We start from the raw sequence: 26,605 nt of genomic DNA on the forward strand, positions 1-26,605 counted from the left end.
ATGGCCCTCTCCGACGTGTTCCTCGCACCGCTCGGGCTCGCCGCCGCCCTGGTCGCGGTCCCCATCCTCGTCCTGTACCTGATCCGCCCCGACCCCGAGCGGGTCGAACTCCCCACGTTCCAGTTCGTCGCCGACGAACAGCGCCAGCGCTCTGTCACGCCGCTGCTCGAACGGATCTCCCGGAGCCTCCTGTTGCTGATCCAGATCCTCGCCGTCCTGCTGCTTGCGGGGTCGCTCGCGGCGCCGTACGTCCCCGTCCAGGAGCGGGCGGTCGTCGAGGAGACGGTGCTGGTCGTCGACACCAGCGCGAGCATGGCGACGACCGACGGCGACCGGACGCGGCTGGACCGGGCCGTCGCCGCCGCCCGCGAGGAGGTGACGACCCGGACCTCCGTGGTGACGACCGACGGCGGCGGACGGGTGACCGTCCGGCGCGAACCGCCCGACGCCGCCCGCGACGCGCTCGGCGACCTCGCGGCGACGGACGCGCCCGGCGACCTCCGGGGCGCCGTCGCCCAGGCGCGGGCGCTCGCCGACGAGGACGTGCGCGTGGTCGTCCTGAGCGACTTCCAGGGCGGGGAGTGGGTCGACGCCGTCCGGGGCCTGCGCGCCCGGGACGTGAGCGTCAGCCTCCGGCAGTTCGCCGGCGGCGGCGCGGCCAACGTCGGGTTCGTCGACCGCCGGTTCGGCGGCTCGGAGGTGACCCTCTCGGTGAAGAACTTCGGCGAGGAGTCGGTCACGCGGACCGTCTCGCTGGGCGACCGCGAGCGCGAACTCGAACTCGCCGGCGGCGACGTGGCGACGGTGACGTTCCCGGTCCCCGCGGGGGCGAGCGAGGCGCGGCTCTCGCCGGGCGACGACTTCGCGACCGACGACGCCGTCCCGGTCGTCGCGCCCGCGGACCCGACCGTCGACACGCTCGTGCTCACCAACGACCGCAACCGCTACCTGACGACCGCGCTCTCGCTGGTCGACCAGGTCGACCTGACGGTCGAGACCCCGCCGACGACCGTCGAGGGCGACTACGACGTGATCGTCTACAGCAACGTCGAGCCCGACTCGCTGCTGCCCGGCAACGTCCAGGCCGGCCGGGACACCCTCGCCGCCGGCGGCGGCGTCGCCGTCCAGGCCCAGGAGAGCCCACCCGATCGGTTGCGGGACCTCATGCTGATCGACCCGGGGTCGATCGGCTCGGCGCCCACGGTCCGACAGACGACGGAGACGGACCTGACCGAGGGCATCGACTTCCAGGCGCCCGACGAGTACCTGACCGGGTCGCTGCGGTCGGGCGAGACGCTCGTCGAGCTGCGCGACGGGACGCCCCTGATCGCGACCGACAGCCGCGACGGCGGGCGGCTGCTGTACTACGGCTACATCGAGGAGCGGTCCAGCTTCAAGTACAACTACCAGTACCCCGTCTTCTGGAAGCGCGCCGTCTTCCACCTCGCGGGGCGGGAACCCTTGGCGGCGCTGAACCACGAGACGGGCGACACCGTCCAGTTCGGCGCCGAGCGGATCGAGGGGCCGTCCGGGCAGCTCCGGGGACCGACGGTCACCGTCCGGGAGGCGGGGGTCTACACAGCCGGCGGGACCGCCGAGAGCGCGGCCCTGCTGTCCGAGCGGGAGTCGACCGTCGACGCCCCCGACCTGACCGAGCGGTCGGGGCCGACCGGCAACGTCACGCGGACCGAGACCAGAACGGTCCCACAGCGGGTCACCGAGTTCGTCGCCGTCGGGGCGCTGCTCGTGGTCCTCCTGGAGATCGGCTACCTGCGCCGGCGGGGTGAGCTGTGATGGCGCGAGCGGTCCCGCTTCCGGGTGCGGTCTCCTACTCGCTGGACGGGCTGACCGTCGGCGTCGAGCACCTCTGGCCGCTCGCTGCGCTGCCGGTCGCCGCCGCCCTGCTCGCGTACCTGATCTTCCGCGGCGAGGCGGGCCCCCGGTCGGCCTCCGCGCGGAGCCGGCGGCTGCTCTTTGCCAGTCGGCTGCTCGTCGTCCTCCTGCTGGTGGTCGGGGCGATGGGGCCGTACACCGTCCAGACGCGGGAGACCCCCGGCGAACCGCGCGTGACGCTGCTGACAGACGAGTCGGCGAGCATGGGCGTGTTCCCGAACGCGACCGACGACCTCGTCGACGACGTCGAGGCGGCGGGGGTCCCGGTGACGACCGCGACCGTCGGCAGCGGGGCGGACTCGCGGCTCGGCGACGGCATCGCCGCCAACCTGCAGGAGAACGGGACCGTCGTCGTCGCCTCGGACGGCCAGGTGACCGGCGGCCGCAGCCTCGCGGTCGCCGCCGAGGACGCCCGGGCGCTCAACGCGACCGTCAGCGCCGTCGAACTCTCGCCCGAGCGGACCGAACGAGCCGTCTCGGTCGACGGCCCGTCGACGGCGAGCGTCGGGCTCCCGACGGAGTTCGTCGTCTCCCTCTCGGGCGTCGAGGCCGACGAGTCCGTCCCGGTCACCGTCGAGATCGACGGCGAGGAGGTACGGACCGGGCGGCTGGCCGAGGGGGAGTCGCTGGCGGTCAACCACACCTTCGACGCGGTCGGCGACCACCGGGTGACCGCCAGGGTGGACGGCGAGGACATCTACGAGCGCAACGACGCCTTCTACCACGACGTGCGCGTCGTCGAGAAGCCGCGGCTGCTGTACGTGGCTCAGGGGGAGTACCCGCTGCGGGGCTATCTGGGGTCGCTGTACAACGTGACCAACGCCACGTCCGTCCCCTCCGACCTCGACGACTACGCGGCCGTCGTCGTCCAGAACACGCCCGCGGGCCGGCTCGGGAACGTCAGCGCCCTGCAGGAGCACGTCATCGACGGGGGCGGCCTCGTGAACGTCGGCGGTGAGAACGCCTACCAGGAGGGCGGCTACGGCGAGTCGCCCATCGCCGCGATGCTCCCGGTCAGGATGGGCAACGCGACCGGCGGCCGGACGAACATCGTGATGCTCGTGGACATCTCCGGGAGCGCAGAGGAGGGCCTCTCGACCCAGAAGGGCATCGCGCTGGACGTGCTGGACCAGCTGGGCGACCGCAACCAGGTCGGGGTCGTCGCGTTCGGCGGCGAGCCCTACCGGATCGCGGACCGCCAGCCCCTGGAGGACGCCCGCGAGACCATCGGCGAGCGGATCCGCCGGCTGCAGACCACCCGGGGCGGCACCGACATCGCCGTCGGCCTGCTGGGTGCGGCGGACATGCTCGGGGACAGGCCCGGGACGATCATCCTGCTCTCGGACGGCGCCGACGACGTGGAGGAGCCGGCCGCGGTCGCGAGCCAGCTGGGCCGCCAGGGCGTCCGCGTCATCACCGTCGGCGCCGGCGACCGCGTCGACGAGGACACGCTCCAGCGGATCGCCGAGGAGTCGGGCGGCTCCTACTTCGCCGCCGACGAGACCAGCCGCCTGCGCCTGCTGTTCGGGGGCTCCTCCCGGCAGTTCCGCGGGCAGAACCTGACGATCGTCCGCCAGAACACGTTCATCACCTCCGGGGTGACGCTGACGGCCAACCCCTCGCAGGCCAACGACGTGGCGGTCAAGGCGGGCGCGGACTACCAGGTGGCGACCGCCGACGGGACGCCCGCGATCGCCTCCTGGCGGTTCGGGCTGGGTCGGGTCGTCTCGCTGACCGCCTACGGCGACTCCGGAGGACTGGACGGCCTGCTCGACCGGCCGGACTCGCTGGTCGTCACGAAGTCGGTCAACTACGCCATCGGCGACCCGGCGCGCGAGCGGACGGGCGTGACCGACGTGAGCGACGCCCGCGTGGGGAGTCGGGCGACGCTCACCTACCGCGGCGACGAGCGCCCGACCGCGGCGAACGTCACGTTCCGCCAGGTCGCCGAGCGGACCTTCCGCGGGGAGTTCACCCCGCGCGAGGCCGGCTACCACGACCTGCTCGACGCGACCTACGCCGCCAACTACCCGGTCGAGTACGCTCGCCTCGGCGTCGACCCTGACCTCGAACGGCTGGTCGACGTGACCGGCGGCCGGGAGTTCGCCCCCGACGAGGGCGCGCGGATCGCCGAGCTGGCCCGCGAGCAGTCCACGCGCGTCCGGTCGGTGCGCAACACCTGGGGGTGGGTCGCGCTGCTCGGCGCGCTGGTCGTCTTTTCGACTGAGGTGATCGTCCGGCGCGTTCAAGTGTACCGCGGTCGCACGTCACTCACGAGTGGTCTCCCGTGAGCGCAATCGGCCGACCGATCAGTCTGGGCCTGGTCGCCCTCGTCGTCCTCACCACCGCCGGCGCGGCGGGCGCGACCGTCCTCTACCAGGACTCGGCCCAGCAGCTCCGGTCACAGAACGACGCCCTCCGGACGGAGAAAGCCCAGCTGACCGCCGAGCTCAACGAGACGCGGACCGAGGTAGCGACGCTGCGCCAGCGGCTCAACGAGACGCGGGCGCAGCTGAACACCCGGACCCAGGACGTCGACCAGGTCGCCGGGGAGCTCAACCGCACCGAGCGCCAGCTCAACACCACCGAGACCCAGCTCGCGCGGACCCGCGAGCGGCTCGCGAACGCCAACGAGAACATCTCCCGGCTGGAAGGCGAGGTGGCCGCCCTCGAGGACCGGCGGGACGAGCTGGAGGGCCAGGTCGCGGACCTCCGGGAGCGCCGCGACGAGCTGGAGTCGACGGTCGCCGACCTGCGCGGCCGGGTCGACACGCTCGAGACCGACCTCTCGAACGCCGAGGACCGCATCGACGAGCTGGAGGCGGCGGTCACCGAGCGCGACGACCGCATCGACGAGCTCGAATCGAACGTGGACGACCTCCGGAACGACCTCGACCGGAAGAACCGCACGATCGCCGACCTGGAGGGCCGGGTCGACGACCTCACCACCGAGGTCGACCAGCTGCAGGCCGACCTGGCCGAGCGCAACAGCCGGATCGAGGAGCTGGAGGACCGGGTCGACGAGCAGGACGACCGGATCGCGACGCTGGAATCCGATCTGAACACCCTGTGCTCCCAGGAGGAGAACCAGGGCAAGAGCGCCTGTGAGGGGTACGGATGACCGACGGCGACCCGCGCGAGCGGATGGACGCGGCGGTCCGGGAGATCCGCCGCGAGGCCTGGAAGGCGGCCGTGACGGCCGCGGCCGTCGAGGCGGCGGCCGCCTTCCTCGGCGCCAACCTCGTCCTCGCGGCGCTGGATCCGTCGTGGCTCCCGGACCGGCTGCTCGTCCCGGCGGGCGTCACGGAGCCGGTCGGCTCGGCGCTCGGCCGGAGCCTCGGGACGGTCGCCGTCCCCGGCTCCGCGACCGTGGCCGCCGGCGTCGGCGCGCTCGCGCTCGCGCTCGCGGTGTGGCTGCGGGTCCGGCAGCCGCTCGTCGAGCAGTTCGAGGCGGTCAACCCCGAGGTCGCCGGGAAGCTGCGGACCGCCCGCGACGCGGTCGAGGCCGACGCCGACTCGCGGATGGCCCGGCGGCTCTACGAGGAGGTACTGGACGACCTGCGGGGGAGTTCGGCCGTCGGCCTGCTGAACGTCGGTCGGCTCGGCGCGGTCGCGGTCGTGATCGCCGCGCTGAGCCTCGCGACCCTCCAGGTGGCGGTCGTCGACCTGGCGCTGTTCGACCGGGGCGGGCCCGCGACCGACGACGGCCGGACGGACGAGCCGACCAACTACACCGGGCTGCTCGACGGCGACCGCGTCCTCGGCGACCGCGAGGAGGTCTCGGCCGGCGACGACAACCGGACCGCCGAGCTGGAGTCGTCCGGCGGCGGCCGCGACGTGGCTGAGGACCGGACCTTCCCCGACCGCGAGTCGGGCGGCGCCGACGGCGGGAGTTCGAGCGCCGTCGACAGCCAGCAGGCCGAGTTCGCCGCCCCCGAGCAGGTCGAAGACGCCGACCTGGTCCGCGAGTACAACCAGCGGATCCGCGGCGGGAACGGCGCCGGCGGCGGAAACGACGACAGCGGCGACGACAACGGCAGCTAGCGATTGACCCTCCGACTCATGCAAGACGAACCCGACACGGACGACGTGGACGCACTGCAGCGGAAACTCGCGACGGCCCGCGAGGAGGTCGGCGAGCGGATCGTCGGCCAGCACGACGTGCTCGAAGGGCTCTTCGTGTGCATCCTCGCCGACGGCAACGCCCTGCTCGAATCGAACCCCGGCCTCGGCAAGACCACCATGGTCCGCACCCTCGCCGAGGTGACCGATCTGGCGTTCTCGCGGATCCAGAACACCCCCGACCTCATGCCCTCGGACATCACCGGCACCGAGATCATCCGCGAGACCGACGACGGCCGGGAGTTCGTCTTCGAGAAGGGGCCCGTCTTCGCCAACGTCGTGCTCGCCGACGAGATCAACCGCGCGACGCCGAAGACCCAGGCCGCGCTGCTGGAGGCGATGCAGGAGCGCCAGGTGACCGCCGGCGGCGACACCTACGAGTTGCCCGACCCCTTCTTCGTCCTCGCGACGCAGAACCCCATCGACCAGGGCGGCACCTACGCCCTCCCCGAGGCCCAGACCGACCGCTTCATGCTCAAGCTGCTGGTCGACTACCCCGAGGCCGACGAGGAGCGCGACATCGTCGACCTGTACACCAGCCGCAGCCAGCAGGTGCCCGTCGAGCGGGTGCTCACTCGCGCGGAGATCCGCGAGGCCCAGGAACTCGTCCGCGAGGTGCCCATCGCCGAGGACCTGCGCGACCGCGCCATCGACCTGGTCCGGCGGACCCGCGAGGCGGAGGCGGTGGAGTTCGGCGCCTCCCCGCGGGCGAGCATGGCGCTGGTCGTCGCCTCGAAGGCCAGAGCCTTCCTCCGCGGCCGCAACCACGTCGCCGAGGAGGACATCGAGGCGCTCGCCGCGCCCGTCCTCCGCCACCGGATCATCCTCGACTTCCGCGCCGAACGGGACGGGCAGACCCCCGACGACGTGATCGCCGACCTGCTCTAACCGTGACCATCGACCCGGACTTCCTCGACGAACTCGACCGCTTCGACGCGGCGCTCGACCGGGAGACCGCCGCCCTCCGCCAGGGCGAACAGCAGTCCCCCCGCGTCGGCGAGGGGCTCACCTTCAGCGACTACCGCCGCTACTCCCCCGGCGACGACACCCGCCTCGTCGACTGGAAGCTGTTCGCCCGCACCGAGGAGTACTACATCAAGCAGTTCGAGGAGGAGCGCAACCTCACGGTCCACGTCCTGCTCGACGCCTCGGCGTCGATGGACTACGGCGAGGGGCCGGCCCACAAGTTCGAGTACGCCGCGAAGATCGGACTCGGGTTCTGCTATCTCACCGCCGAGGAGCACAACGACTTCCGGTTTTCCACGATGGGCGAGCGCTCCGAACGGCTGGACACGGGCCGCTCCAACCGCGGCGAGGTGCTCGCGCTGATCGACCAGGTCAACGGGCTCGACCCGGAGGGCGAGGCCGACTTCGAGGCGGTGCTCGAAGCCTACGCGGACCGGATCCGCTCGCGGTCGCTCGTCGTCGTGTTGACCGACTGCCTGGCTGATCCCGAAGAGATCGAATCGGGCGTGTCGGCGCTGGCGCGCAACGACGTCGACGTGTTGCTCGTGCGGGTGATGGCCCCCGACGAGCGCGACCCCGACGTGGTGGGCGACGCGCTGTTCGCCGATCCGGAGAGCGAGACGACTCGACGCTCGTATTTCAGCCAGTCGCTGGCCGACACGTATCGGTCACGGCTCGACGCCCACGTCGACGAGGTGAAGAATCGAGTGACGGGGCTGGGAGCCGACCACGTGCTGGTCGACACCGGCGACGAGTACTTCGACTCGTTCGCGAGCGTGTGGCTGGGGTGACGCCGCATCATTCGTCGTCTCGGAACCACTGAGCCACCTGCCGGCTGTACGAATCGTACACGGCGAGTCCCGTCTGGAGCGTCTCGTACACTTCATCCTGCGTGGCGACGTGCTGAGCGAGGTCGGAACTGGCCCGGATAGCGTTCTCGAACATCCGCTCGACGGCGCGCTGCTCGGTGGTGTCCCGGAGGAACTCGTCCCGTGATAGCGTCTGCTGTTTCTCTTTCAGTTCGCCATGATACTGCTCGATCTGTTCGAGCTTCGTCGAGACGACCCGTTCGTCAGCCACGCAGTCCGTCCTCCGCGATCCGGTCGATTACGTCGTGCTGGTGATCTCGAATCGTGTCGCGCCGTTCGGCGAAGGTCGCTTCGATGTCCGCCCTGAACCGCTCGAACGCTCGTTCGTCTCCGCAGAGGAACCGCCCGTCGACGGCGTCCCGTGCGATATCCACGGGGAGCATCTCGATATCCGAGAGGTCGACGAAGGGAGCGTCCTCGCGCTGGAGGTCGCCCGACAGGAAACACCGCTTTTCGAACCGCTCGCGGTCGGAGAGGTCGTCGGCGAACTTGACGGCGACATCCAGGTCCGACGAGCGGTTCGGTTCGCCCGCGATCTGCGACCCGAACACCACCGCGAATTCGACCGCCGGATCGGAACAGACCGTCGCTTCGGGAGCGTCGATGGCCGACCGTCGCTCGTCGCTCCCGGTCATAGGTCAAACGACGGCGTATCGTCACAAAAGAATCCCGCCGACCGTATCACTGTCGACGGACCGCCGGGACCTCCCGATGGTGAGGTCTCTACGTGTCGAGAAGAAGCGGCAGAGCCGGCCGCTTTACTTTTGTACGGTATGGGGTCGGAGGGATTTGAACCCCCGATCGACTGATATCTCCGGTAGCGCCTCGGAACTCCAGAGGGTCATCACAGGGTCAGTGATCAGCCGACCCGTTCAGTATATCAGCTGGAGTGTCGTCCCGGGCGCCGTTGCCTCTGGAGTCAGTCGCCATGCCGGACTTGGCCACGACCCCGCCTGCATCACCGGATAAGCCCAATTCCACTAAAGGGGTTTCGGTCTCCCGTAGTCAGTCCTCGTCGGTCTCGGCCCAGTCGCACTCCTGGCACTTGTAGCCGGTGACGAAGGAGGTGACGCCGGGCATGTAGCCGACCTTCAGCACGTTCTCGCCGCACTCGGGGCAGTCCCGGTCGGCGTCCTCGATGGCCTCGGCGTCCATGACCGACTCGCCCTCGATCAGTTCGGCCAGGCGCTTGGGGGTGACCATCCGCCCCTGCACGACGCGATTGTCTGCCATACCCGTACGTCGCCGCGCCCGCCCGTAAGCCCTCTGCTTCCGGACGCCCGCCGCGAGAACGGGCTGGACTCACAGCCAGGGGGCGCGCTCGTCGTCGGCGGTGACGTAGTCGGAGACGCGGCCGGGGACCGAGTCCGACTCGTCGTCGGGGTCCTCCGGTTCTGCCGCGGTGTCCTCGGGTTCGCCGCCGTCGGCGACCGCGGGGTCGTCGGACACGTCGCCCGGGACGCCGTCGTACTCGCGGTCGCCGTCGGGGTCGAAGGCGAACAGCGCGGTGACGCCCAGCACCGCCAGCGCGATGGGGGCGTCCCCCGGAACGAGTCCGAAGATCGACAGCGGGAGGACGCCGAGCGCGACGGCGCTCCCGAAGCGGAAGCGGTCGATGTCGACGACGGCGCGGAGCCACGGCCCCAGGAGGGCCACGAGCAGGGCGAAGCCGACGCCGACGCCGGCCGCGGCGACCGCACGCGCGACGAGTTCGGGGTCGGTCGTCACCGACAGCGAGAGGCCGCTCGGGTCGAAACTAGCCACGAGCCCGAGGGCGATGACGATCGCCGGACGGGGGAGATACTCGCCGACGCGGGCGCTGGCGGTCTTTGCCGCGACGGTGAGGATGACCAGGCCGGCGAACCGGGAGAACACCGGCATGTTCAGCATGTCGCGGATGGTCGGCGCCAGCGCCGCCTCGACGGCGGCGACCGGGATCAGCACGGCGCCGACGGCGAGGATCGCCGTGGCGACCTCGCGGCGGGAGCCGTCCATCTCGGCGAGGACGACGGCCACCGTGGCGCTGCCGCCGAAGATGAGCAGGCCGACCTCGAGGATGCCGATAGGGTCGCCGAGCGCGCCCGCGAGGACGAGCGCGGGGAAGATGCCGTCGACCAGCGGGAGACACATGATGGTCGCGAGGAGCTTCGTCGCACCGCCGACGCGCCGCTCGACGGTGAGTGCGACCGGGTGCTGGGAGCTGCTCATGCGCTCAGGCGTGGCCGTCTCCCGTGGCCAGTGGGTGATCCGACCTCCGATACGGGCGTCGGCGGGCGACCGCGGGCCGCCGCTTCGCGCCGAACGTCGAGGTCGATTTCACCCCGAAATTCCAGTCCCATGTAAAGAACTCGGCAGAAGCTTTCGTCGCGACGCCGGCGGCGTCGCTGGAAGTCTTCTGGCCGATGCCAGCGGTGACGGGACTGGCGGAGTCCATATCTATCATTATTTTCCTATCGAGTATAAGAATTGCGTGAGAGACGGCCACATACGGCGTGCTCCCGACGGATCGCGGGTCGGACGAGACGAACCGTGACACGGCGTGACCGAACCGTTCGCCCGCTAGCTGGAACCACGTGCCGAGATGACCGAACGCCCGTTCCGATCGGCGCGGATCGCCGGACTTGGGCGGCCCGGTGTCTCGGGAACGGCTGGCACGGAGCGGGCGTCTCGCAACGCTTTTGGGCCGGCGGGGGCGACGGTTTACATGGCGAACGATCCCGAACCGTTCTCGGAGAAACTCCGCGTACCGGAGGCGCTGACGTTCGACGATGTGCTCCTGCGACCGAAGGAGAGCCGCGTCGAACCGGACGACGCCGACACGACGACACGGGTCTCGAAGAACGTCCGGCTGCAGGTGCCGGTCCTCTCGGCGGCGATGGACACCGTCACCGAGAGCGACATGGCCATCGCGATGGCCCGCGAGGGCGGCCTGGGCGTCATGCACCGCAACATGGACGTCGACGAGATGGTCGCGGAGATCGAGCGCGTCAAGCGCGCCGACGAGCTCATCATCCGCGACGTGGTGACGGCCTCGCCCGACCAGACGGTCCGCGAGGTCGACGAGATGATGGCCCGCGCGGGCGTCTCCGGCGCGCCGGTCGTCAGCGACGACGACGAGGTGCTCGGCATCATCTCGGGCACGGACATCCGCCCGTACCTGGAGGTCGGCGAGTCCGACGAGGTGCGCGAGGCGATGACCGACGAGGTCATCACCGCGCCGGAGGACGTGACCCCGCGCGAGGCGCTCGAACTCATGTACGAACACAAGATCGAGCGCGTCCCGATCGTCGACGACGGGGACCGGCTCATCGGGCTCATCACGATGCAGGGCATCCTCCAGCGCCGCGAGTACGACGCGGCCGCGCGCGACGAGGACGGCGCCCTCCGGGCGGGCGTCGCCGTCAGCCCGTTCGAGGCCGAGCGCGCCGAGGCCGCCGACGAGGCCGGCGCCGACGTGCTGTTCATCGACACGGCCCACGCGCACAACCTCAACGTCATCGAGGGCGCCCGCGAGATCAAGGAGTCCGTCGACGCCGACGTGGTCGTCGGTAACATCGGCACCCGGGAGGCCGCCGAGGCCGTCGTCGACTTCGCCGACGGGGTCAAGGTCGGCATCGGCCCGGGCTCGATCTGTACGACCCGCGTCGTCACCGGCGCCGGGATGCCCCAGATCACCGCCGTCGCGCAGGTCGCCGACGTGGCGAGCCAGCACGACGTGCCCGTCATCGCCGACGGCGGCATCCGCTACTCCGGCGACGCGATCAAGGCCGTCGCCGCGGGCGCGGACGCGGTCATGCTCGGCTCCTATTTCGCCGGCACCGACGAGGCGCCGGGTCGCGTCGTCACGATGAACGGCAAGAAGTACAAGCAGTACCGCGGCATGGGCTCGGTCGGCGCGATGTCCGAGGGCGGCGGCGACCGCTACCTGAAGGAGGAGGACGAGGACGAGGAGTTCGTCCCCGAGGGCGTCGAGGCGGCGACCCCCTACAAGGGGTCGCTGGCCTCCGAACTCCACCAGCTCGTCGGCGGGATGCAGTCGGGCATGGGCTACGTCGGCGCCGAGACCATCCCCGAGTTCAAGGAGCGCGCCGAGTTCGTGAAGGTCTCGTCGGCGGGCCAGCAGGAGAGCCACCCCCACGACGTGATGATCACCGACGAGGCGCCCAACTACAGCCCCGACGACGCCTGAGGAGGCGCCCCGGGACGCCGTTTTCGGTCAGTTCAGTCCCTTCCCGTCCGACAGACACCGCGGGCTGCAGTAGGTGTCGGTCGCCGCACGAGCGCTGTCGTGCGCGACGAACGATTCGCCACACTGTTCGCACTCGTAGGTCTCGAAGTCCGACATACCACCCGAGAGATGGGTGCGCGACCGGCAAAAAATCAACGGGCTCCGTCGACGGCGGCCGGTCCCCGGTCGGGCGAGCGGCGCGGCTCGCTCCGTCGACGCGCCGCGACCGCAATTCTCAGGGCCGTCCGGCCCCCTCGCTCCCCCATGAGCGTCGACGTTCGCGTCGCCGACGGCGAGGCGGACCGCGAGGCCGCTCTCGCGGTCCGGCGCGAGGTCTTCGTCGAGGAACAGGGCGTCCCGGAGGACATCGAGATGGACGGCAAGGACGACGAGGCGGTCCACTTCGTCGCCGTCGACGACGACCCCGTCGGCGCGGCGCGGCTCCGCGAGGTCGACCCGGACGTCGGCAAGGTCGAGCGCGTGGCGGTGGTCGCCGACCGCCGCGGCGAGGGGCTCGGTCGGGCGCTGATGGACCGACTGGAGGCTACCGCGGCCGACCGGGGGATCGACCGACTGACGATGCACGCCCAGACCCACGTCGAGGGGTTCTACGAGCGGCTGGGCTACGAACGGACCAGCGACGTGTTCGAGGAGGCGGGCATCGACCACGTCGAGATGGAGAAAGAACTCTGAGTCGAACCCCCGCCCTTACTCGTCGGTCGTGCGGTCTCGGCCGTCCCGTACGCCCACACCGGGCGCCGCGGTCGCGCGCGTCGCGGTCGCCTTGAACGAGGCGACCACGTCCGCGCCGGGCTCCAGGCCGAGCCGTTCGAGACTCGTCTCGGTGACTCGCACCGCCAGCGGGTCGCTCGCGCCCACGTCGATACGCACGAGGGCCGTCCCGTCGCCGCGGTCGACGCCGGACACCTCGCCCCGGAACCGGTTGCGCGCGCTCGTCTCGCCGCCCCCAGGGGCGCTCTCGGGGTCGTGTAGCGTCACCGCGTCCGAGCGAAAGGCGACTCGCACGTCGTCGGCGTCGGCGAGCGCGAGCGCGCGGACGGTCCCGGCGTCGGTCTCGACGGTGACGAGGTCGCCGTCCCGTTCCGTGACCCGGCCGTCGAGGACGAGCCGTTCGGTGGCGGCCGTCCCACCGAGCGCGGCCCGCAGGCGGTCGAACTCGGCGAGGAGTTCGCGCGCCTCCGCCGTCAGGCGGCTCCCGCCGCCCTCACTCCCGCCGCGACGGCGCTCGACCAGCGGCCCCGCGGCGTCCTCCAGGTCGCCGATCCGGGCGTGGGCCCGCGAGTACGAGCGCCCGAGCGCCGCGGCCGCGGCGTTGAGCGACCCCTCCGCGGCCACCGCGCGCAACAGCGCCGCGTCACGCTCGTCGAAAGTCCCCCCGCCGACCCGCAGGTGCGCCTCGAACCCCGCGTCCATACCCAACCCCTCGACCCCGCCGACCAAAATCGTTATGTCTCGACCGACACAACGTCGATATGTCTATGCCGACACAACGGTCGGCCGGCGGGCGTTCCGCGAGTCACACTGACGGGCGTTCCGGCGTCGGTGCCATCGGCGCGGACGACGATGGCGCCACCCGACGCGGATTCCTGACCGGGCTCGGCGCGGCTGGAGCGGTCGGCCTGTCGGCGGGACTGGGTGGCTGTGTCGGGAGCGTCGGGAGCGTCGTCGGTGCGGACGGCGACGACAGCGACGGCGAGCGGCCGGTGTCGGTTCTGGCCGCCGGCAGCCTCCAGCTCGCCTTCTCGGAGGGTCTGCGCGCGGCGGTCGACCGGCGGGTACAGGTGGAAGCTCACGGCTCCGTGACGGCCGCGCGGCTGGTCGCCGCGGGCAAGCGCGACCCGGACGTGGTCGCGCTGGCCGACACGGCGCTGTTCGACCGCGTGCTCCCGGCCGGCTGGCACGCCGCGTTCGCGACGAACGCGCTCGTGGTCGCGTACGACGCCGAGAGCGAGGTCGGCCGCCGCGTCGGCACAGCGGAGCGGTGGTTCGACCCGCTGCTCGCAGGCGACGCAACGCTCGGGCGGACCGACCCGGACCTGGACCCGCTGGGCTACCGCACGCTGTTCGCGCTCAACCTCGCGAGCGAGTACTACGACCGGCCGAGCCTGCGCGACGCCCTCGTCGACCCGCGGGCCGTCTACCCCGAGACTTCGCTGCTCTCGCGGTTCGAGACCGGCGACCTCGACGCCGCCGTCGTCTACCGGAGCATGGCCGAGGATCGGGGCTACGACTACGTCGACCTCCCCGCCGAACTCGACCTCAGCGACCCCGACCGGGCCGACGCGTACCGCGCGGCCAGCTACGACCTCCCGACCGGCGAGACCGTGCGGGGCGGCCCCATCGCCTACGGCGCCGTCGCCCGACGGGACGCCGACCGGGTCGCCGAGGCGTTCGAGGCGCTCGTCGGCGGCGAGTACCTGGGCGACCACGGCTTCGCCGTCCCCGAAACGTTCCCCGAGTACAGTGGTGATGTCCCGCGTGCCCACCGCCCGTGAGTTCTCGCCGTGGGGCACGGCCGCGCCCCTGCTCGGTGGGCTGTTGCTCGCCCTCTACACCGTCCCGGTCGCGTGGCTGCTCGTCGCCCAGCCCCCGGGTACGGTGCTCGCGGCGCTGGACGCGCCGTTCGTCGTCGACGCCGCCCGGAACACGCTCCTCTCGGCGTCGGTCAGCACCGCGCTGGCGACGCTGTTCGGCGTGCCCCTGGCCTACTGGCTCGCCCGCGCGCGGTTCCGCGGCCGGGCGCTCGTCACCGCGGTCGTCGCCTTCCCGCTCGTGCTCCCGCCGGTCGTCAGCGGGATGGTCCTCCTGAGCGCGGTGGGGCCGGAGGGGCTCGCCGGCCTGCTCGGCGTCGAGGTCACCGGGACCGTCGCGGGCGTCGTCCTCGCGCAGACGTTCGTCGCCTCGCCGTTCGTCGTCCTCACCGCCCGGAGCGCCTTCGAGCGCGTCGACGCCCACACCGAGGAAGCCGCCCGGACGCTCGGCGCGACGGAGTGGCGGACGTTTCGGCGCGTGACCCTCCCGCTGGCCCGGCGTGGGATCCTGGCGGGGGTCACGCTCGCGTTCGCCCGCGCGGCCGGCGAGTTCGGCGCGACGCTCGTGCTCGCGTACTACCCGCGCACGCTCCCGGTCCAGATCTGGGCCACCTTCCAGGGCCGCGGCCTCGAAGCCGCCTACCCCGTCGCCGTCGTCCTCCTCGCCCTCGCCTCGGGCGCGCTGGTCCTCATCAACCTGCTCGGCGAGTCCGCGCCCGTCCTCCCCGAGTGAGACGGGAGCGCCCCGCAAGCGGTCGGAGGCGCCGACCCGGAGCCGCGCCACTTTTCACCGCTCCCCGACTCTCGGCGGACATGAGCGACCGCGAGGAGTTCCTGGCCGGCGACCGGCCGGAGGACGTGTTCATGTACTTCGCCGACGACGCCGTCTCGGGGATCGACGCCCTGGCGGGCCACGGCGAGCGCGTCGACGACGGGGTCGTCCTCGTCGTCGAGGGCGACAGCGGCCGCAGCGCCTTCCAGCGCGCGACCGACCTCGATCCGATGGCGTTCGCGAAACAGGCGATGCCCAACGAGGGGATCGTCGACGCCGACGCGACCGGCGGGGTCTGCCCCGATAGCGACGACACCGAGGGACCGCACGACGCCCGGTTCGTCTTCGCTTTCGCCGAGGAACAGAACGAGGATGTCGAGGGGCTGTACAACGAGGGCGACGTGATCCACGCCTACGTCCAGTGTTCCTGCGGCACCGCCTACTCCGAGAAGTGGCTCGCCGGCGAGAAGTAGGTCGGGGATGACCGACCCGAAGTACGGCCCCCGCGACCCGCTCTCGGCCGAACAGGTCGCGGCGGCCGTCGCCGCACTCCGCGCTAACTGGACCGTTCTGGACGCCGAGCCGATGCCGGCCGGCAGCGACATCGTGTACGGCGTCACGGTCCGGGACGCGCACGACCGACGGCGCGAGGTCGTGCTGAAGTGCTTCCGGAGGGACGGGCCGGTCGAGGGTCGCTCCCCGGAACGGTTTTTCGTCGAAGTCGACCTGCTCGAACTCGTCGGACGGGAGACGGCCATCCCCGTCCCGGAAGTCTACGGCGCCTATCGCTCCCGGGACGGACTTCCCGCGCCGGCGTTCCTGATGGAACGACTCCCCGGCGAGCCGCCGCTCGGGGTCGCCGCCGAGGGTCGGGCGGCCGTCGCGGAGCGGCTCCTCCGCGAGTCCGGCCGGTATCTCGCCCGGATCCACGACCTGCGGTCGTTCGACGCGTTCGGGGACCTGGTCTCCGGGGACGGCGGTCCGGCCGTCCGCGACGGTCGAGCGACGTGGCCCGCCAGGCTTCGCGACATCGTCGACGACTCGCTCGACGGGCTGGCCGGCACGCGCTTCGCGGATCTAGCGGAGCGGCTCCGCGAGTACGCCGACGGCCGCTTCGACGAACTCGACCTCGCGGCCGACGCCGCGCTCCTGCACGGCGACTACCGGCCCGGGAACCTGCTCGCCGACCCCGGGACGGGCGAGCCCACGGCCGTCCTCGACTGGGGCGCGGCGCAGGCCGGCGACCCGCGATACGAACTGGCCTGGGCCGTCCGCGAGTTCGCCGGGCGGGCGCCCGTCGGTTCGGTCGCCCGGGCGCGCGTTCGCGAGGCGTTCATCGACGCGTACGAGGAGAGTCGAGGGACCCGGTTCGAGCGCGACGCGGCGTTCGAACGCCGACAGTCGTTCTACCTCGCGGTCACGTGGCTGGTCGAGTGTCGGTGGTTCGACGCCTGGTGGGGCGGCGCGGACGAGTCCGCGCGCGAGGCGCGGGCCGAGCGACTCCGGGAGAACGTGAAAGAGCTACGGTGAACTTACCGCTCGGTGTCGAGGCCTTCCTCGTCCTCGGGCGGGAGCGCGCGGAACGCGTCGAGGATGGCCTGTTTCGCGACCGCGCCGCGGGTCGTCCAGTGGTGGGCGTAGTCGAGCATGTCGTCGTAGATGTCGGGCTTGCAGCCGGCCGCGCGCGGGTGGCCGCCGCCGTTGACCTGCTCGGCGACCTCGTGGGCGCGCTCGAAACCCTCCGAGCCGCGGATCGAGGCGCTCCCCGCGGGCTTGACGATCACCGACGCGTCGGCGCCCTCGCGGCGCATCGCCTCGGCGACCTCGTTCTGCGAGCAGCGGCCGTAGGTGACGCCGACGGTCCACTGACCGACCTCACGGAGCTCGCCCCGTTCGACGGCCTTCTCGATCAGCGCCTCCTTCTCGACGCGCTCCTCGGCGAGGAACTCCTCGACGGCCTCGGGGAAGTCGACGCCGTAGCGGCGGATGACGCGGACGTACTCCTCCGGCTCGGCCCACATCGCGTAGTCGGCCAGGTCGTCGCTGCGCTCGTCTTCCTTGATCCACAGGTCGTGGTCGCGGGTGACCCGCGCGAGCGCCTCGAACTTCTCGGGGAAGCCGTAGTCGAGTTCCGAGAGGGCCACGTCGGTCGTGCAGACCTCGTCGGAGTCGCCGACGGTCAACTCGACCCCGGCGGCCTCGACGGCGGCCGCGAGGTCGTCGTCCCACTGGTGGTGGTCGAACCAGCGGACCGTCGTCCGTTCCGCCAGCGTCTCGATCCCCTCGATGTCGCCCTCGCTGTCGGGACAGAGGTCGCAGATGAAGACGACGGCGTCGTCGGGGGCGTACTCGACGGCCCACTCGATGCTCTGGCGCAGTTCGTGGGGTCCGGAGGGGACCAGGGCGGCGTCGTCGCCGTGGACCTCGCGGACGAGCGCGACGCAGCCCAGCCCGTCGGCGTCGGTGTCGGCGATCACGACCGTCTCGGCGCCGGACAGCGCCTCGACGGCCTCGCTCTCCTTTTTCGTCTCGCGCAGCGAATCGGGGTAGAAGAAGCCCTCGCCCGGCAGGACCGACTTCCGTTCGAGCGGGAGCCGGTCGCCGTCGATGATGCGGTCGTCCATACGGGCGAGAGCGCCCGAGCGGGTATGAAGCCCCCGGTTGCGGGTCCCGGTCGGTTCCGGTCGCAGTCCCGGACAGGCGCCGTCCGGGCCTCTGGCGGCGGCGCCGAACGCGGCCGGTCGTCAGGCCTCGCCCGGCGCGACCTCGCCCTCGTCGAGCTGGCGGACGGTGAGCACGGGGCGGTCACAGCGGCGGACGACCGCCTCGGCGACGCTGCCGAGGACGAACCCGTGGTCGCCGTGGCGGCCGCGCGTCCCGAGCGCGACCGCGTCGGCGTCGACCTCCTCGGCGTAGTTGGTGATCTCGGTGCCCGGGCGGCCGTTGCGGACGGCCGTCTCGACCGACCCCTCGGTGCGCTCGCGCACGTCGTCGAGCGCCTCCTCGGCGGCGGCCTCCAGCGCGTCGACGAGTTCCTTCCTGAGCTCGTCCGGCGACGCCGCCACGTCCCCCCTGTCGACCACGTACAGCGCGTGGACCTCCGCCCCGAACTTGCCGGCGAAGTCCAGCGCCACGTCGACGGCCCGCGAGGCGCTGTCCGAGCCGTCGGTCGCGATGACCACCGTGTCGAACATGGTCGAGTGATCCGCGCCCAGTGATATAAACCACGCCATCCCCGGCGCGGCCGTGGCCTGGTCGTCGGGCCGTCCAGAGCCGCCGCCTCGCTCCGGCGGTGCCGTCGTCGGCGCGGCGACAGTTCGACCCCGGTGTCTTTTTCCCCTCGCCCCACCGACCCGGAGACAATGACGCTGGACATCGAGCAGGTCCTCGTGCCGGTCGACGCGACGGACCAGGCCGAACAGGCCGTCCGCTACGGGCTCGCGATCGCCGACCGGTACGACGCGGCCGTCCACGTGCTACACGTGATCGACGAGCCGGTCAAGCGCGGGATCGAGACCGGCGAGGTCGACCCCGAGGCGGTCGCCGACGAGCAGGTGTCGTTCGCCGACGACGCCGCCGAGTTCGCCGACGGCGTGTCGGTCACCCACTCGACGGTCGTCGGCTTCTCGCGGTCGCGGCTGCGCCAGCACCCCGGCAGCGCCATCCTCGACGTGGCCGAGGAGCTCCCCGCGGACTTCGTCGTCGTCCCGCGCGAACACGGGACCGAACCGGACGAGACGCTCGGCAAGTCCGCGCAGTACGTCGTCGAGTACGCAAGCCAGCCGGTCCTCTCGGTGTAGCGCGGGAGTCCGGAGAACGGTCGCGCCCGATCAGGACAGCCGGACCGCCATCTCCAGCTCGAAGCTCTCGGCGTTGCTCGTCTCGAAGCCGAGCTTCTCGTACAGCGCGATGGCGGGTTCGTTCCAGCGCTCGACGGTGAGCCAGACCTTCTCGATGTCGGCGGCCTGGCCGGCCCCCAGCAGCGCCTCCAGCAGTTTGGTACCGATCCCGGCGCTCTGGTAGTCGCCGAGGACGAACACCGCGAGCTCGTAGGCCGCCTCCCGGTCGGGGACGAGGATGGCGTGACCGACCGGCTCGCCCTCGTGGACGGCGACGACGTTGACCGACTCCTCCGAGAGGAGCGTGTCCAGCCACTCGCGGACGGCCTCCTCCTTGACCGGCGGGATGCCCTGGGCGCGGTCGGCCGGGTCGAACGCGTCGTACATCCCGACCAGCCGCTCGAAGTCGTCGACGCCGCTGCGCTCGATGCGGATCTCGCGGTCCTCGCCGTCGGTGAACTCGAGCGGGGGCTCCGGGAACGAGCCGGCCGGCTCGTCGGGGTAGGTGCGTCCGGTCATCGAACGAGAGTCACCGTCGTATCGGCGTTCAACAGGACGAACTCGGCGACTTCGCCGAGTTCGATCTTTCCCATCGGGCTGCGCTGGCCGCCCCCGATGACGATGCGGTCGAACTCCTCGCGCTCGGCGAACTGCGAGAGCTGACTTCCCGGGTGGCCGGGGAGCTGGGTCACCTCGACGTCGATCTCGGCGTCGGCGACCCGGTCGCGGATCCGCGACTCCACGTCGTCGACGTCGTAGTCCTCGGACGTGTCGAGGACGGCCACCGTCAGGTCGTCGCCCGCCTCGCGGGCGCGGGCCAGCGTCTCGTCGAGCGCGTCGAACCCGTCGGGACTCCCGCCCATGCCCAGGAGGACCTTCATACCCGACGGTGCCACGTCCGGACGCAAAAAGCTTCCCGCCTGCACCCGCCCGGTCGGGCCCGCCGCCGCCCCGCAAACGGCCCCAGCACGGCCGCCCCGCGAACAGCTGCCCGACGCGGTTGTCCGACTCCCGGGTCAGTCGTCGTCGCCCGCTTCGGCCTCGGCGTCGGCCTCGACCTTCGAGCGGCGCCGCGCCGCCCGCTCGACGAACTCCTCGGGCAGTTCGTCGATCTCGCCGGCCTGGACCGCCCAGAGCTTCGCGTACAGCCCGTCCTCGGCCAGCAGCTCCTCGTGGGTGCCCCGTTCGACGATCTGCCCGTCTTCGAGGACGACGATCTTGTCGGCGTCCTTGATGGTCGAGAGGCGGTGGGCGATTGCGAAGGTCGTCCGGTCGGCGGTGAGCCTGTCCAGCGACCGCTGGATGAGCATCTCCGTCTCCGTGTCCACGTCCGAGGTCGCCTCGTCGAGCACGAGGATGTCCGGGTCCTTGAGGATCGCCCGGGCCAGCGCGATCCGCTGGCGCTGGCCGCCCGACAGCTTCACGCCGCGTTCGCCGACCTTCGTGTCGTAGCCCTCCGGGAGGTTCTGGATGAACTGGTGGGCCTCGGCCATCTTCGCCGCCTCGACGATGTCCTCGCGGTCGGCGTCGAAGGTGCCGTACTCGATGTTCTCCTCGACGGTCCCGTAGAAGAGGAACGTCTCCTGGCTGACGTAGCCCAGCGCCCGCCGCAGGCTCGGGATCGTCACCTCGCGCAGGTCCGCCCCGTCGATGCGGATGGCGCCCTCGTCCACGTCGTACATCCGCAGCAGCAGCTTCATCACCGTCGACTTCCCCGCGCCCGTGGGCCCGACCAGCGCGACCGTCTCGCCGCCCTCCACGTCGAAGGAGATGTCGTCGACGATGTCCTCGCTGTCGTCGTAGCCGAAGGACACGTCGTCGAACTCGACGTGGCCGTCCTCGACGACCAGTTCGTCGGCGTCGGGGTCCTCGACGATCCGGCTCGGCGTGTCCATCAACCCGAAGATCCGCTCGCTGGAGGCGTAGGCCCGCTGGTACATGTTGATGATCTGCCCGAACTGCGCCATCGGCCAGATGAACCGCTGAGAGAGGAGGATGAACCCGACGAACTGCCCCTCGGTCAGCTCGCCCGTGAAGAACCACGGGGCGGTCCCGGTCGTCTGGTAGGAGACCACCCAGATCCCGCCGATCAGGAACGTGGCGACGAAGCCGACGCCCGACAGCAGCCGGAGGCCGGGGAAGAACTTGATCCGCGTGTTGATCGCCGCCCAGTTGGCGTCGAAGTAGTCCTCGGAGACGTCCTCGACGCGGTCGGACTCGAAGCTCTCGGTGTTGGCCGTCTTGATGACCTGCACGCCGCCGAGGTTGTTCTCCAGCCGCGAGTTGAGCTGGCCGACCGACGACCGGACCTCCGCGTACTGGGGCTGGATCGTCTGGACGAACTTGTAGGTGAAGAAGGCGATCATCGGAACGATCACCAGCGTCACCAGCGCGAGCTGCCAGTTCCAGTAGACGAGGATGGCCGCGATGGCGACCACCATCACCGACAGCCGGAAGAAGGAGTTCATCCCGTCGTTGAGGAACCGCTCCAGCCGGTTCACGTCGTTCGAGAGGATCGACATGAGCTCGCCGGTCTGCTTGTCCGAGAAGAACTCCATGTTCAGCCGCTGCATCTTGTCGTAGGTGTCGGTGCGGACGTCGTGCTGGATGTTCTGGGCGAAGGAGTTCCACCCCCAGTTGCGCGTCCAGTGGAACGCCGCGCCGACCGTGAACGCCGCGCCGATGAGCGCGACGGTCAGCCAGATCTGGGCCGTCGCCTCCGTCGGGAGCCACGCGTCGGGGACCAGCGGGAGGCTGAAGGGCGTGGTGTCGCGGAAGATCGCGTCGATCGCCAGTGTCAACAGAAGCGGGGGGAGGAGGTCCAGCACGCGAGCGAAGACGCTGCTGAACAGCCCGACGACGAACTGCGGGACGTTGTCGCGGCCGTACTCCGCGAACAGCCGGCGCATCGGCCGGTCGACCCGGTCGCGCACGTCGTCGAAGACCTCCTCCTCGTCGAGGTCTACACTCATCGCATACGCTCAGGGGACCAGGTTCCTAAAACGCGTCGAAGCCGTGAGAAACGTTCCCGTATCGGAACTCATCCCGAGAGCTGCCCACCCCTCCCGCCGCCTCACCCGCTCGCGTTGTGTGCCGATTCGGGGATCGCGATCCGGTCGCCGACACCGACGCCCGTGCGGTTGGCCCACCCGCGGGGCACCTCCAGCACCCACTTCCCGCGGCCGCGATAGGTCTTCTCGTAGCTGCCCTCCGGGACGCCCGCGTGGTGGATCGCCGTGATCTGCTCGTCGGCCCGCACGAAGACGATGTCGAGCGGGAACGACATATCCCGCATCACGTAGCCGTGGTTCTCGACCTCGTCGTGGACGAACAGCATCCCCTCGCCCGTCGCCAGCTCGGAGGTGTTGCTGAGGCCCAGTATCCGCTTGGGTCGCGTGTCCGCGACGCGGGCCTCGACCGTCGCGAGTTCGGTCCCGTTCTCGTCGTAGGCCGTGACCGTCACCCGCTCGTAGCCGTCCGGGTCCGGCGGGTTCAGCTGGTAGACGAGCCCGGACTGGACCGCGTAGACGCCCCCGACCACCAGCAGGAGACAGGCCCCGAACCCCCAGACGATCCGACTGTCGACCATGGTCGGCGGGAGGGCCGCCGTCGGCGTAAGCCTGCGGGTTCGACCGAGAGAGAAAGGGTTATTCCCACCCGGCCGGAAAGTCGTGGCGAGGGTTCGTGGTCTAGTTGGTTATGACGCGGCCTTTACAAGGCCGAGACCGGTGGTTCAAATCCGCCCGAACCCATCCAATATATAAGGAAAGCGGGCATTTCTGCCGGCTTCCTCACCCCGGTTCTAACCCCGATAACGGGCGGTGAATCCGGGTTTACTCCCCATTGTCGGACTGACACCGATAGCGGGACTTATCGAGATTCGATCACAGTCTCGGAGGGTAGGATATCGGGCTGGTTCCCTCCCGGTTCTGGGGGGTGGTCGGCGTGAGCCGTTCCCACCCCGATGCGGAGGGGCGCGACGTGCCGGAGACGGCCGTGCGGAACCGCTCACAGTACGCGGACACCCTCCACCGGCCGGACGCCGACGCCGACGAGCCCCAGCCGGCGTGCGTCGAGTCGGACTACCGCGGGGACGCGGACTTCACGGACGTTCCGGTGGCGGCGTACCCCCACTACAAGCTCTGTGAGAACCCGGAGTGTTTCGGGAGTGAGTGGTGGTGACGGGGGAGCCGTTCGTCATCGACGGCTACAGCGGGCCGGGCGGTGTCGGGCTCGCGCTAGCGGACCTTCCCGTCCGGCACCTGGGCATCGACATCGAGGACTACAGCGACACCTACCCTGGGGAGTTCGTCCAGGGCGACGCGTCGGACCCTGGGTTCATGGGGAGTTTCGAATCGCCCGAGTTGCTGTGGCTGTCGCCGCGGTGTCAGGCGTATTCGAAGCTCTCATGGGCGAACATGGGCCGCTACGACTGGGAGGAGACGCCGAAAGAACGCTACCCTACCTTCGCGGACCTGAACGTCCGAGAAGTCGTCGCGGCAGTCGACCCGGACGAGTACATCATCGAGAACGTCGCCACGTGCGACGACCTGGAAGAGCCGGCGCGGCTGAACGGGCTGGCGTTCGGCCTGCCGGTGAACAACTGCCGGCACTTCGAGACGAGCTTCCCCGTCCCCGACGCCTACGAGAGCGGCCGCGCGGAGATCTCTATCGGGTCGGAGTACGTTCGCCACGAACTCGCCGCCGCGAAGGGCGTGCCCGCCGAGTGGACGGAATCGGAGATTCGGTCGGCCATCCCTCGGGAGTTCGTCCAGTACCTCCTGCACTACTGTCCGAGCATCCCCGACGTGTCGCTCCCGTCGGAACTCCGACAGCGCCCGCTCGGAGAGTTCGCCGCCACGACCGGAGGTGAACGGCCGTGACGTTCCAGTCATCCCTCTTCCACTACGAGGAAGACCTGTCGGCGCTCTCCGAGGCGGAGCGGGAGGTGTACGAGGCGGTCGAACAGGACGGCTACGGGATGCGGGAGTACGCCCGCAAGACCTGGCGCTCGCCGGGCACAGTCGGGAATCTCCTACGCCGGGCTCGCCGTCGTCTCGACGGAGGTGAGGCGACGTGAACCCCGTCGAGTGGATGCTGTTGGCCGCTTCGCTCGCGCTGGCCGGCCACTCGTGCCTGCGGCTGGCGTCGTTCCTGATAGCGCGCTCTGACCGCGTGGAGCGAGAGGAGGTTTCCGGTGACGTTCGTCCGTGCGTCCCGTCTGTACGACGTGGAGACGGGCGAGCGCGTCCGCTGGGACTGGGGCGGTAACCAGCCGGTCGCAGAAAGCGAGGCGCGAGTCCACCGCGCCGTCGCCGAGTTCGAACAGGAGGGATGAGCGTGAAGGCCATCGAACCCGCGTGGCACGAGTACGCGGCGAACCTCCTGTTTGCCGAAGACGGCTTGGCGCCGTACTTCGCGGCGGATTCACGGGTCAAAGCGGGCGGGGGTAGTCAGCACGCCCGCTTCGACGTTGCCGGCGAGTGTTGGAACGTGAAGCTATATTATCAAGATTCCGGCATCGTTCACCCCGGCCCATCTACGCCCACGGGGACGGACTTCCGCCTGGATGAGATTCGGGAGTTCCGGCTGCACGTCGCCCGCGACTCCGAGGAGGACCCGGTCGGGGAGCAAAGCTTCAACGCCCACCTCGCGCCCCGCTGGCAGGGGATGGAAGTCGAGAGCGACGACGGCCAGCGCTTCGAGATGGACGTACCCGACGAGTTAGACGAGGGCGTGAACGTCCGTATCCAAGGGAGCAACATCAACGCCTTTCGGTACTCCCGCCTGCTGAAGCGCGCCGCTGAGGCTGTCGGTATCTCGATGGGATACTTCGAGGACCCCCTGGAGTTCAGCAACACTCAAGACGCCGAACGGTAAGTCCGCGTCCACAAGAACGAGAGCGGGCCGGTTCACGCCCGCGACGGCCCGGTGGCAACGATGGGCCACTTGCTCGAAGACGACCGCACCGGATACCGCAAAGTCGTGCAGAACGACGACGACGAACACGGCCGGAACCTACCGGGCTACTATCACACGGTCACTCTCGGGCCACAGCGGGTCCGAGAGGCGTTCCCCTCGCATGAGCTACCCGTGGAGGTGAAGCACTACTATTCGCGGGAGGCGCTCGCTCGGGACCCGGACGACCCGCTCGCACATCCGAAGGTCGGTGTGTCGTATCAGGTGAGCCGCTGGGACGATACGCTCGGCGCGGACGAGGAAGCGCTGGCACAGCTCGAACGCGAGTTGGACCGGGTACTCCACGCGGTGCTTATCGACGCCGGGCTGGACGTAGCCCCCGACCACGGGAGCGGCCCGTTCGTCGAAGATGCGTACTTCGATGCGGCGGTGACTGAGGACTTCGAGGAGCCACCGACGCTGGACATGGCGCACATCCACCACGAACAGGAGAGCGTCGTACTCAAGCACGTCAAGGACGGCCTCTCGCCGGTCCAGTGGGAATCGCTCGAAGTCCTGGTCACCGACGGGGGCGAGGTGGCCCCCGCAGATATCGCGGAACAGAAAGACCGGCACGTCGATAGCGTCCGCGACGCGCTCCGCCGGATGGACGACCTCGTGAAGCGCGAGTACGGAAGCGTTTCCCTGCGGTCGACCTACGTCGCGGAACTCGTCCACGACGCCGTACAGCGCGCCGAGGAAGCCGTGAAGGACGCCGCCTCGGCGACGGCGAAGGCCCTGGAGGCGGCCGAGCGCGGGCTGGACGAGCGCACGAGCGCCTTGCTGGCATTCTGCGACCGCTACGGTATCGACTATCAGGACAAGGGCGACGCGCGGATGAAAATCCGGTTCGGGGAACTGGACCCGGACGCGGACCCGTCGCCGTCGTTCCTGGCGAAGCGCGCGTTCTCGATGTGGACCGACGCAAAGCAAGACGCCGAGCGGTTCCGGTCGGCTGTGGTGAAGTGGACCCGGCCGGACGGGGAGAACTGCCGGGTCGACGCCTGGCGGCTACTGGCGTAGCGGTCGGCCGCCCGCGGGCCGGGAGCGTCCCGGTTCGCGGGTAGTGGCGACGCTCTCGAAGGCTCTATTTTCCGGGTATTTTCGCCTCATTTGCGGGGCGTAGGCCAGGGTACCAGGGGAGATCGATGACGTCGAGCCCGGGAGCGATGGGCTATGGGCGATGGGCCTCGGCCACCGCCCGAGCGGAAACCCGACCGGGGCGGTCGCGTTTCCGCTTAGGGGTGTGGCTAAGGCCACATCATCAAAATACACCACACTGCATCTCAGAGCTCGAAGTCGAAACCTACCGCCCCCTTGCGGGGCGCGCGAAAATTTTGGATGCTTCAGTCCGCTATATCATATCAAATTCCCTCAGTGCATCTTCAATAGCCTCTCTACGATGC

At 70.4% G+C, this 26,605-nt stretch carries 30 protein-coding genes, 2 tRNA genes and 1 pseudogene; 19 read left to right on the plus strand and 14 right to left on the minus strand.

Features of this window, described 5'->3' with window-relative positions:
- Genes E3328_RS05180 through E3328_RS05205 form a run of 6 tightly spaced genes read left to right on the plus strand, consistent with a single transcriptional unit; the run spans window position 1 to window position 7,772 of the window.
- A complete protein-coding gene (locus E3328_RS05180) occupies window positions 1-1,794 on the plus strand; it encodes a vWA domain-containing protein (protein WP_135363539.1) in 1,794 nt (597 codons plus the stop codon).
- Window positions 1,794-4,184, plus strand: coding sequence for a VWA domain-containing protein (locus E3328_RS05185; protein ID WP_135363540.1), 2,391 nt, complete (start codon window positions 1,794-1,796; stop codon window positions 4,182-4,184). The genes E3328_RS05180 and E3328_RS05185 overlap by 1 nt, the downstream gene beginning before the upstream one ends.
- The gene (locus tag E3328_RS05190; protein WP_135363541.1) at window positions 4,181-5,014 is read left to right on the plus strand and encodes a coiled-coil domain-containing protein; all 834 of its coding nucleotides are present in this window, start codon (window positions 4,181-4,183) and stop codon (window positions 5,012-5,014) included. Before E3328_RS05185 ends, E3328_RS05190 begins: the two co-directional genes overlap by 4 nt.
- On the plus strand, window positions 5,011-5,937 hold the full coding sequence (locus E3328_RS05195; RefSeq protein ID WP_135363542.1) for a DUF7502 family protein: 927 nt from the start codon (window positions 5,011-5,013) through the stop codon (window positions 5,935-5,937). Before E3328_RS05190 ends, E3328_RS05195 begins: the two co-directional genes overlap by 4 nt.
- 18 nt (window positions 5,938-5,955) lie before the next feature.
- Window positions 5,956-6,903, plus strand: a complete 948-nt coding sequence (locus tag E3328_RS05200) for an AAA family ATPase (protein ID WP_135363543.1) — start codon at window positions 5,956-5,958, stop codon at window positions 6,901-6,903.
- 2 nt (window positions 6,904-6,905) lie between these two features.
- Window positions 6,906-7,772, plus strand: a complete 867-nt coding sequence (locus E3328_RS05205; RefSeq protein WP_135363544.1) for a DUF58 domain-containing protein — start codon at window positions 6,906-6,908, stop codon at window positions 7,770-7,772.
- A gap of 7 nt (window positions 7,773-7,779) precedes the next feature.
- Here E3328_RS05205 and E3328_RS05210 read toward each other — a convergent pair whose 3' ends face one another.
- From E3328_RS05210 to E3328_RS05235, 6 genes are all read right to left on the minus strand, one after another.
- The gene (locus tag E3328_RS05210; protein WP_135363545.1) at window positions 7,780-8,061 is read right to left on the minus strand and encodes a HepT-like ribonuclease domain-containing protein; all 282 of its coding nucleotides are present in this window, start codon (window positions 8,059-8,061) and stop codon (window positions 7,780-7,782) included.
- Complete coding sequence (locus tag E3328_RS05215; protein WP_167837307.1) at window positions 8,054-8,485, minus strand: nucleotidyltransferase domain-containing protein; 432 nt, start codon at window positions 8,483-8,485, stop codon at window positions 8,054-8,056. The genes E3328_RS05210 and E3328_RS05215 overlap by 8 nt, the downstream gene beginning before the upstream one ends.
- 139 nt (window positions 8,486-8,624) lie before the next feature.
- Window positions 8,625-8,801 (minus strand) — tRNA-Trp (locus E3328_RS05220).
- A gap of 54 nt (window positions 8,802-8,855) precedes the next feature.
- Window positions 8,856-9,083, minus strand: coding sequence for a DUF5795 family protein (locus E3328_RS05225; RefSeq protein ID WP_135363546.1), 228 nt, complete (start codon window positions 9,081-9,083; stop codon window positions 8,856-8,858).
- 69 nt (window positions 9,084-9,152) lie between these two features.
- Window positions 9,153-10,058 (minus strand): DUF5794 domain-containing protein, encoded by a 906-nt coding sequence (locus E3328_RS05230; RefSeq protein ID WP_135363547.1) that lies wholly within the window; start codon window positions 10,056-10,058, stop codon window positions 9,153-9,155.
- 4 nt (window positions 10,059-10,062) lie between these two features.
- Complete coding sequence (locus tag E3328_RS05235; protein ID WP_135363548.1) at window positions 10,063-10,284, minus strand: hypothetical protein; 222 nt, start codon at window positions 10,282-10,284, stop codon at window positions 10,063-10,065.
- Window positions 10,285-10,554: 270 nt separating this feature from the next.
- Here E3328_RS05235 and guaB point away from each other — a divergent pair, with 270 nt between their 5' ends.
- Window positions 10,555-12,039 carry an IMP dehydrogenase gene (guaB, locus tag E3328_RS05240; protein WP_135363549.1) on the plus strand — a complete coding sequence of 495 codons (1,485 nt, stop codon included), beginning with the start codon at window positions 10,555-10,557 and terminating at the stop codon, window positions 12,037-12,039.
- Window positions 12,040-12,066: 27 nt separating this feature from the next.
- Here the strand turns inward: guaB and E3328_RS22715 are convergent, their stop codons facing one another.
- On the minus strand, window positions 12,067-12,195 hold the full coding sequence (locus tag E3328_RS22715) for a hypothetical protein (RefSeq protein WP_281275763.1): 129 nt from the start codon (window positions 12,193-12,195) through the stop codon (window positions 12,067-12,069).
- A 147-nt stretch (window positions 12,196-12,342) separates the two neighbouring features.
- On the opposite strand from E3328_RS22715, the gene E3328_RS05245 reads away from it, so the two are divergent.
- Window positions 12,343-12,771 (plus strand): GNAT family N-acetyltransferase, encoded by a 429-nt coding sequence (locus E3328_RS05245; RefSeq protein WP_135363550.1) that lies wholly within the window; start codon window positions 12,343-12,345, stop codon window positions 12,769-12,771.
- Window positions 12,772-12,786: 15 nt separating this feature from the next.
- Here E3328_RS05245 and E3328_RS05250 read toward each other — a convergent pair whose 3' ends face one another.
- On the minus strand, window positions 12,787-13,512 hold the full coding sequence (locus E3328_RS05250) for a TOBE domain-containing protein (protein WP_135363551.1): 726 nt from the start codon (window positions 13,510-13,512) through the stop codon (window positions 12,787-12,789).
- 65 nt (window positions 13,513-13,577) lie between these two features.
- Here E3328_RS05250 and E3328_RS05255 point away from each other — a divergent pair, with 65 nt between their 5' ends.
- The 4 genes from E3328_RS05255 (at window position 13,578) to E3328_RS05270 (ending at window position 16,932) form a co-directional block, all read left to right on the plus strand.
- The gene (locus tag E3328_RS05255; RefSeq protein ID WP_135363552.1) at window positions 13,578-14,594 is read left to right on the plus strand and encodes an extracellular solute-binding protein; all 1,017 of its coding nucleotides are present in this window, start codon (window positions 13,578-13,580) and stop codon (window positions 14,592-14,594) included.
- A complete protein-coding gene (locus E3328_RS05260) occupies window positions 14,569-15,363 on the plus strand; it encodes a molybdate ABC transporter permease subunit (RefSeq protein ID WP_135363553.1) in 795 nt (264 codons plus the stop codon). Before E3328_RS05255 ends, E3328_RS05260 begins: the two co-directional genes overlap by 26 nt.
- An 80-nt stretch (window positions 15,364-15,443) precedes the next feature.
- Window positions 15,444-15,875 (plus strand): DUF5807 family protein, encoded by a 432-nt coding sequence (locus E3328_RS05265; RefSeq protein ID WP_135363554.1) that lies wholly within the window; start codon window positions 15,444-15,446, stop codon window positions 15,873-15,875.
- Between the two features lie 7 nt (window positions 15,876-15,882).
- On the plus strand, window positions 15,883-16,932 hold the full coding sequence (locus E3328_RS05270; protein WP_135363555.1) for a phosphotransferase family protein: 1,050 nt from the start codon (window positions 15,883-15,885) through the stop codon (window positions 16,930-16,932).
- Between the two features lie 2 nt (window positions 16,933-16,934).
- Here E3328_RS05270 and E3328_RS05275 read toward each other — a convergent pair whose 3' ends face one another.
- Window positions 16,935-18,026, minus strand: coding sequence for a DHH family phosphoesterase (locus E3328_RS05275; RefSeq protein ID WP_135363556.1), 1,092 nt, complete (start codon window positions 18,024-18,026; stop codon window positions 16,935-16,937).
- Between the two features lie 120 nt (window positions 18,027-18,146).
- Entirely contained in the window at window positions 18,147-18,596 is a 450-nt protein-coding gene (locus E3328_RS05280) for a universal stress protein (protein ID WP_135363557.1), read from the minus strand.
- A gap of 168 nt (window positions 18,597-18,764) precedes the next feature.
- Between E3328_RS05280 and E3328_RS05285 the strand changes: the two genes are divergently transcribed.
- Window positions 18,765-19,202, plus strand: a complete 438-nt coding sequence (locus E3328_RS05285; protein WP_135363558.1) for a universal stress protein — start codon at window positions 18,765-18,767, stop codon at window positions 19,200-19,202.
- A gap of 30 nt (window positions 19,203-19,232) precedes the next feature.
- Here the strand turns inward: E3328_RS05285 and E3328_RS05290 are convergent, their stop codons facing one another.
- From E3328_RS05290 to E3328_RS05305, 4 genes are all read right to left on the minus strand, one after another.
- A complete protein-coding gene (locus tag E3328_RS05290; protein ID WP_135363559.1) occupies window positions 19,233-19,760 on the minus strand; it encodes a GNAT family N-acetyltransferase in 528 nt (175 codons plus the stop codon).
- Window positions 19,757-20,122, minus strand: coding sequence for a universal stress protein (locus E3328_RS05295; RefSeq protein ID WP_135363560.1), 366 nt, complete (start codon window positions 20,120-20,122; stop codon window positions 19,757-19,759). The genes E3328_RS05290 and E3328_RS05295 overlap by 4 nt, the downstream gene beginning before the upstream one ends.
- A 135-nt stretch (window positions 20,123-20,257) precedes the next feature.
- Window positions 20,258-22,213 carry an ABC transporter ATP-binding protein gene (locus tag E3328_RS05300; protein ID WP_135363561.1) on the minus strand — a complete coding sequence of 652 codons (1,956 nt, stop codon included), beginning with the start codon at window positions 22,211-22,213 and terminating at the stop codon, window positions 20,258-20,260.
- A 101-nt stretch (window positions 22,214-22,314) separates the two neighbouring features.
- Complete coding sequence (locus E3328_RS05305) at window positions 22,315-22,830, minus strand: DUF192 domain-containing protein (protein WP_135363562.1); 516 nt, start codon at window positions 22,828-22,830, stop codon at window positions 22,315-22,317.
- Between the two features lie 89 nt (window positions 22,831-22,919).
- Here E3328_RS05305 and E3328_RS05310 point away from each other — a divergent pair.
- The 6 genes and pseudogenes from E3328_RS05310 (at window position 22,920) to E3328_RS22890 (ending at window position 26,222) form a co-directional block, all read left to right on the plus strand.
- A tRNA-Val gene (locus tag E3328_RS05310) sits at window positions 22,920-22,993 on the plus strand.
- A 193-nt stretch (window positions 22,994-23,186) separates the two neighbouring features.
- Window positions 23,187-23,423 (plus strand): hypothetical protein, encoded by a 237-nt coding sequence (locus E3328_RS05315; RefSeq protein ID WP_246022898.1) that lies wholly within the window; start codon window positions 23,187-23,189, stop codon window positions 23,421-23,423.
- Window positions 23,420-24,124, plus strand: coding sequence for a hypothetical protein (locus tag E3328_RS05320; RefSeq protein ID WP_135363563.1), 705 nt, complete (start codon window positions 23,420-23,422; stop codon window positions 24,122-24,124). Before E3328_RS05315 ends, E3328_RS05320 begins: the two co-directional genes overlap by 4 nt.
- A complete protein-coding gene (locus E3328_RS05325; RefSeq protein ID WP_135363564.1) occupies window positions 24,121-24,321 on the plus strand; it encodes a sigma factor-like helix-turn-helix DNA-binding protein in 201 nt (66 codons plus the stop codon). Before E3328_RS05320 ends, E3328_RS05325 begins: the two co-directional genes overlap by 4 nt.
- Before the next feature lie 117 nt (window positions 24,322-24,438).
- Window positions 24,439-24,579, plus strand: a complete 141-nt coding sequence (locus tag E3328_RS21790) for a hypothetical protein (RefSeq protein WP_167837309.1) — start codon at window positions 24,439-24,441, stop codon at window positions 24,577-24,579.
- A gap of 2 nt (window positions 24,580-24,581) precedes the next feature.
- A pseudogene (locus tag E3328_RS22890) lies at window positions 24,582-26,222 on the plus strand (DUF7845 domain-containing protein).
- Window positions 26,223-26,605 lie beyond the last annotated feature (383 nt).

The organism is Halosimplex halophilum (assembly GCF_004698125.1).
GTDB lineage: Archaea > Halobacteriota > Halobacteria > Halobacteriales > Haloarculaceae > Halosimplex > Halosimplex halophilum.

What these genes read in the sequence shown, in the direction of transcription:
- E3328_RS05275 (WP_135363556.1), bottom strand. Translation starts at nt 18,026, where the DNA reads ATGGACGACCGCATCATCGACGGCGACCGGCTCCCGCTCGAACGGAAG.
- E3328_RS05180 (WP_135363539.1), top strand. Translation starts at nt 1, where the DNA reads ATGGCCCTCTCCGACGTGTTCCTCGCACCGCTCGGGCTCGCCGCCGCC.
- E3328_RS05225 (WP_135363546.1), bottom strand. Translation starts at nt 9,083, where the DNA reads ATGGCAGACAATCGCGTCGTGCAGGGGCGGATGGTCACCCCCAAGCGC.
- E3328_RS05300 (WP_135363561.1), bottom strand. Translation starts at nt 22,213, where the DNA reads ATGAGTGTAGACCTCGACGAGGAGGAGGTCTTCGACGACGTGCGCGAC.
- E3328_RS05200 (WP_135363543.1), top strand. Translation starts at nt 5,956, where the DNA reads ATGCAAGACGAACCCGACACGGACGACGTGGACGCACTGCAGCGGAAA.
- E3328_RS05245 (WP_135363550.1), top strand. Translation starts at nt 12,343, where the DNA reads ATGAGCGTCGACGTTCGCGTCGCCGACGGCGAGGCGGACCGCGAGGCC.
- E3328_RS05250 (WP_135363551.1), bottom strand. Translation starts at nt 13,512, where the DNA reads ATGGACGCGGGGTTCGAGGCGCACCTGCGGGTCGGCGGGGGGACTTTC.
- E3328_RS05195 (WP_135363542.1), top strand. Translation starts at nt 5,011, where the DNA reads ATGACCGACGGCGACCCGCGCGAGCGGATGGACGCGGCGGTCCGGGAG.
- E3328_RS05285 (WP_135363558.1), top strand. Translation starts at nt 18,765, where the DNA reads ATGACGCTGGACATCGAGCAGGTCCTCGTGCCGGTCGACGCGACGGAC.
- E3328_RS05215 (WP_167837307.1), bottom strand. Translation starts at nt 8,485, where the DNA reads ATGACCGGGAGCGACGAGCGACGGTCGGCCATCGACGCTCCCGAAGCG.
- E3328_RS05265 (WP_135363554.1), top strand. Translation starts at nt 15,444, where the DNA reads ATGAGCGACCGCGAGGAGTTCCTGGCCGGCGACCGGCCGGAGGACGTG.
- E3328_RS22715 (WP_281275763.1), bottom strand. Translation starts at nt 12,195, where the DNA reads ATGTCGGACTTCGAGACCTACGAGTGCGAACAGTGTGGCGAATCGTTC.
- E3328_RS05185 (WP_135363540.1), top strand. Translation starts at nt 1,794, where the DNA reads ATGGCGCGAGCGGTCCCGCTTCCGGGTGCGGTCTCCTACTCGCTGGAC.
- E3328_RS05235 (WP_135363548.1), bottom strand. Translation starts at nt 10,284, where the DNA reads ATGGACTCCGCCAGTCCCGTCACCGCTGGCATCGGCCAGAAGACTTCC.
- E3328_RS05270 (WP_135363555.1), top strand. Translation starts at nt 15,883, where the DNA reads ATGACCGACCCGAAGTACGGCCCCCGCGACCCGCTCTCGGCCGAACAG.
- E3328_RS05305 (WP_135363562.1), bottom strand. Translation starts at nt 22,830, where the DNA reads ATGGTCGACAGTCGGATCGTCTGGGGGTTCGGGGCCTGTCTCCTGCTG.
- E3328_RS05295 (WP_135363560.1), bottom strand. Translation starts at nt 20,122, where the DNA reads ATGAAGGTCCTCCTGGGCATGGGCGGGAGTCCCGACGGGTTCGACGCG.
- E3328_RS05260 (WP_135363553.1), top strand. Translation starts at nt 14,569, where the DNA reads ATGTCCCGCGTGCCCACCGCCCGTGAGTTCTCGCCGTGGGGCACGGCC.
- E3328_RS05280 (WP_135363557.1), bottom strand. Translation starts at nt 18,596, where the DNA reads ATGTTCGACACGGTGGTCATCGCGACCGACGGCTCGGACAGCGCCTCG.
- E3328_RS05255 (WP_135363552.1), top strand. Translation starts at nt 13,578, where the DNA reads ATGCCGACACAACGGTCGGCCGGCGGGCGTTCCGCGAGTCACACTGAC.
- E3328_RS05290 (WP_135363559.1), bottom strand. Translation starts at nt 19,760, where the DNA reads ATGACCGGACGCACCTACCCCGACGAGCCGGCCGGCTCGTTCCCGGAG.
- guaB (WP_135363549.1), top strand. Translation starts at nt 10,555, where the DNA reads ATGGCGAACGATCCCGAACCGTTCTCGGAGAAACTCCGCGTACCGGAG.
- E3328_RS05230 (WP_135363547.1), bottom strand. Translation starts at nt 10,058, where the DNA reads ATGAGCAGCTCCCAGCACCCGGTCGCACTCACCGTCGAGCGGCGCGTC.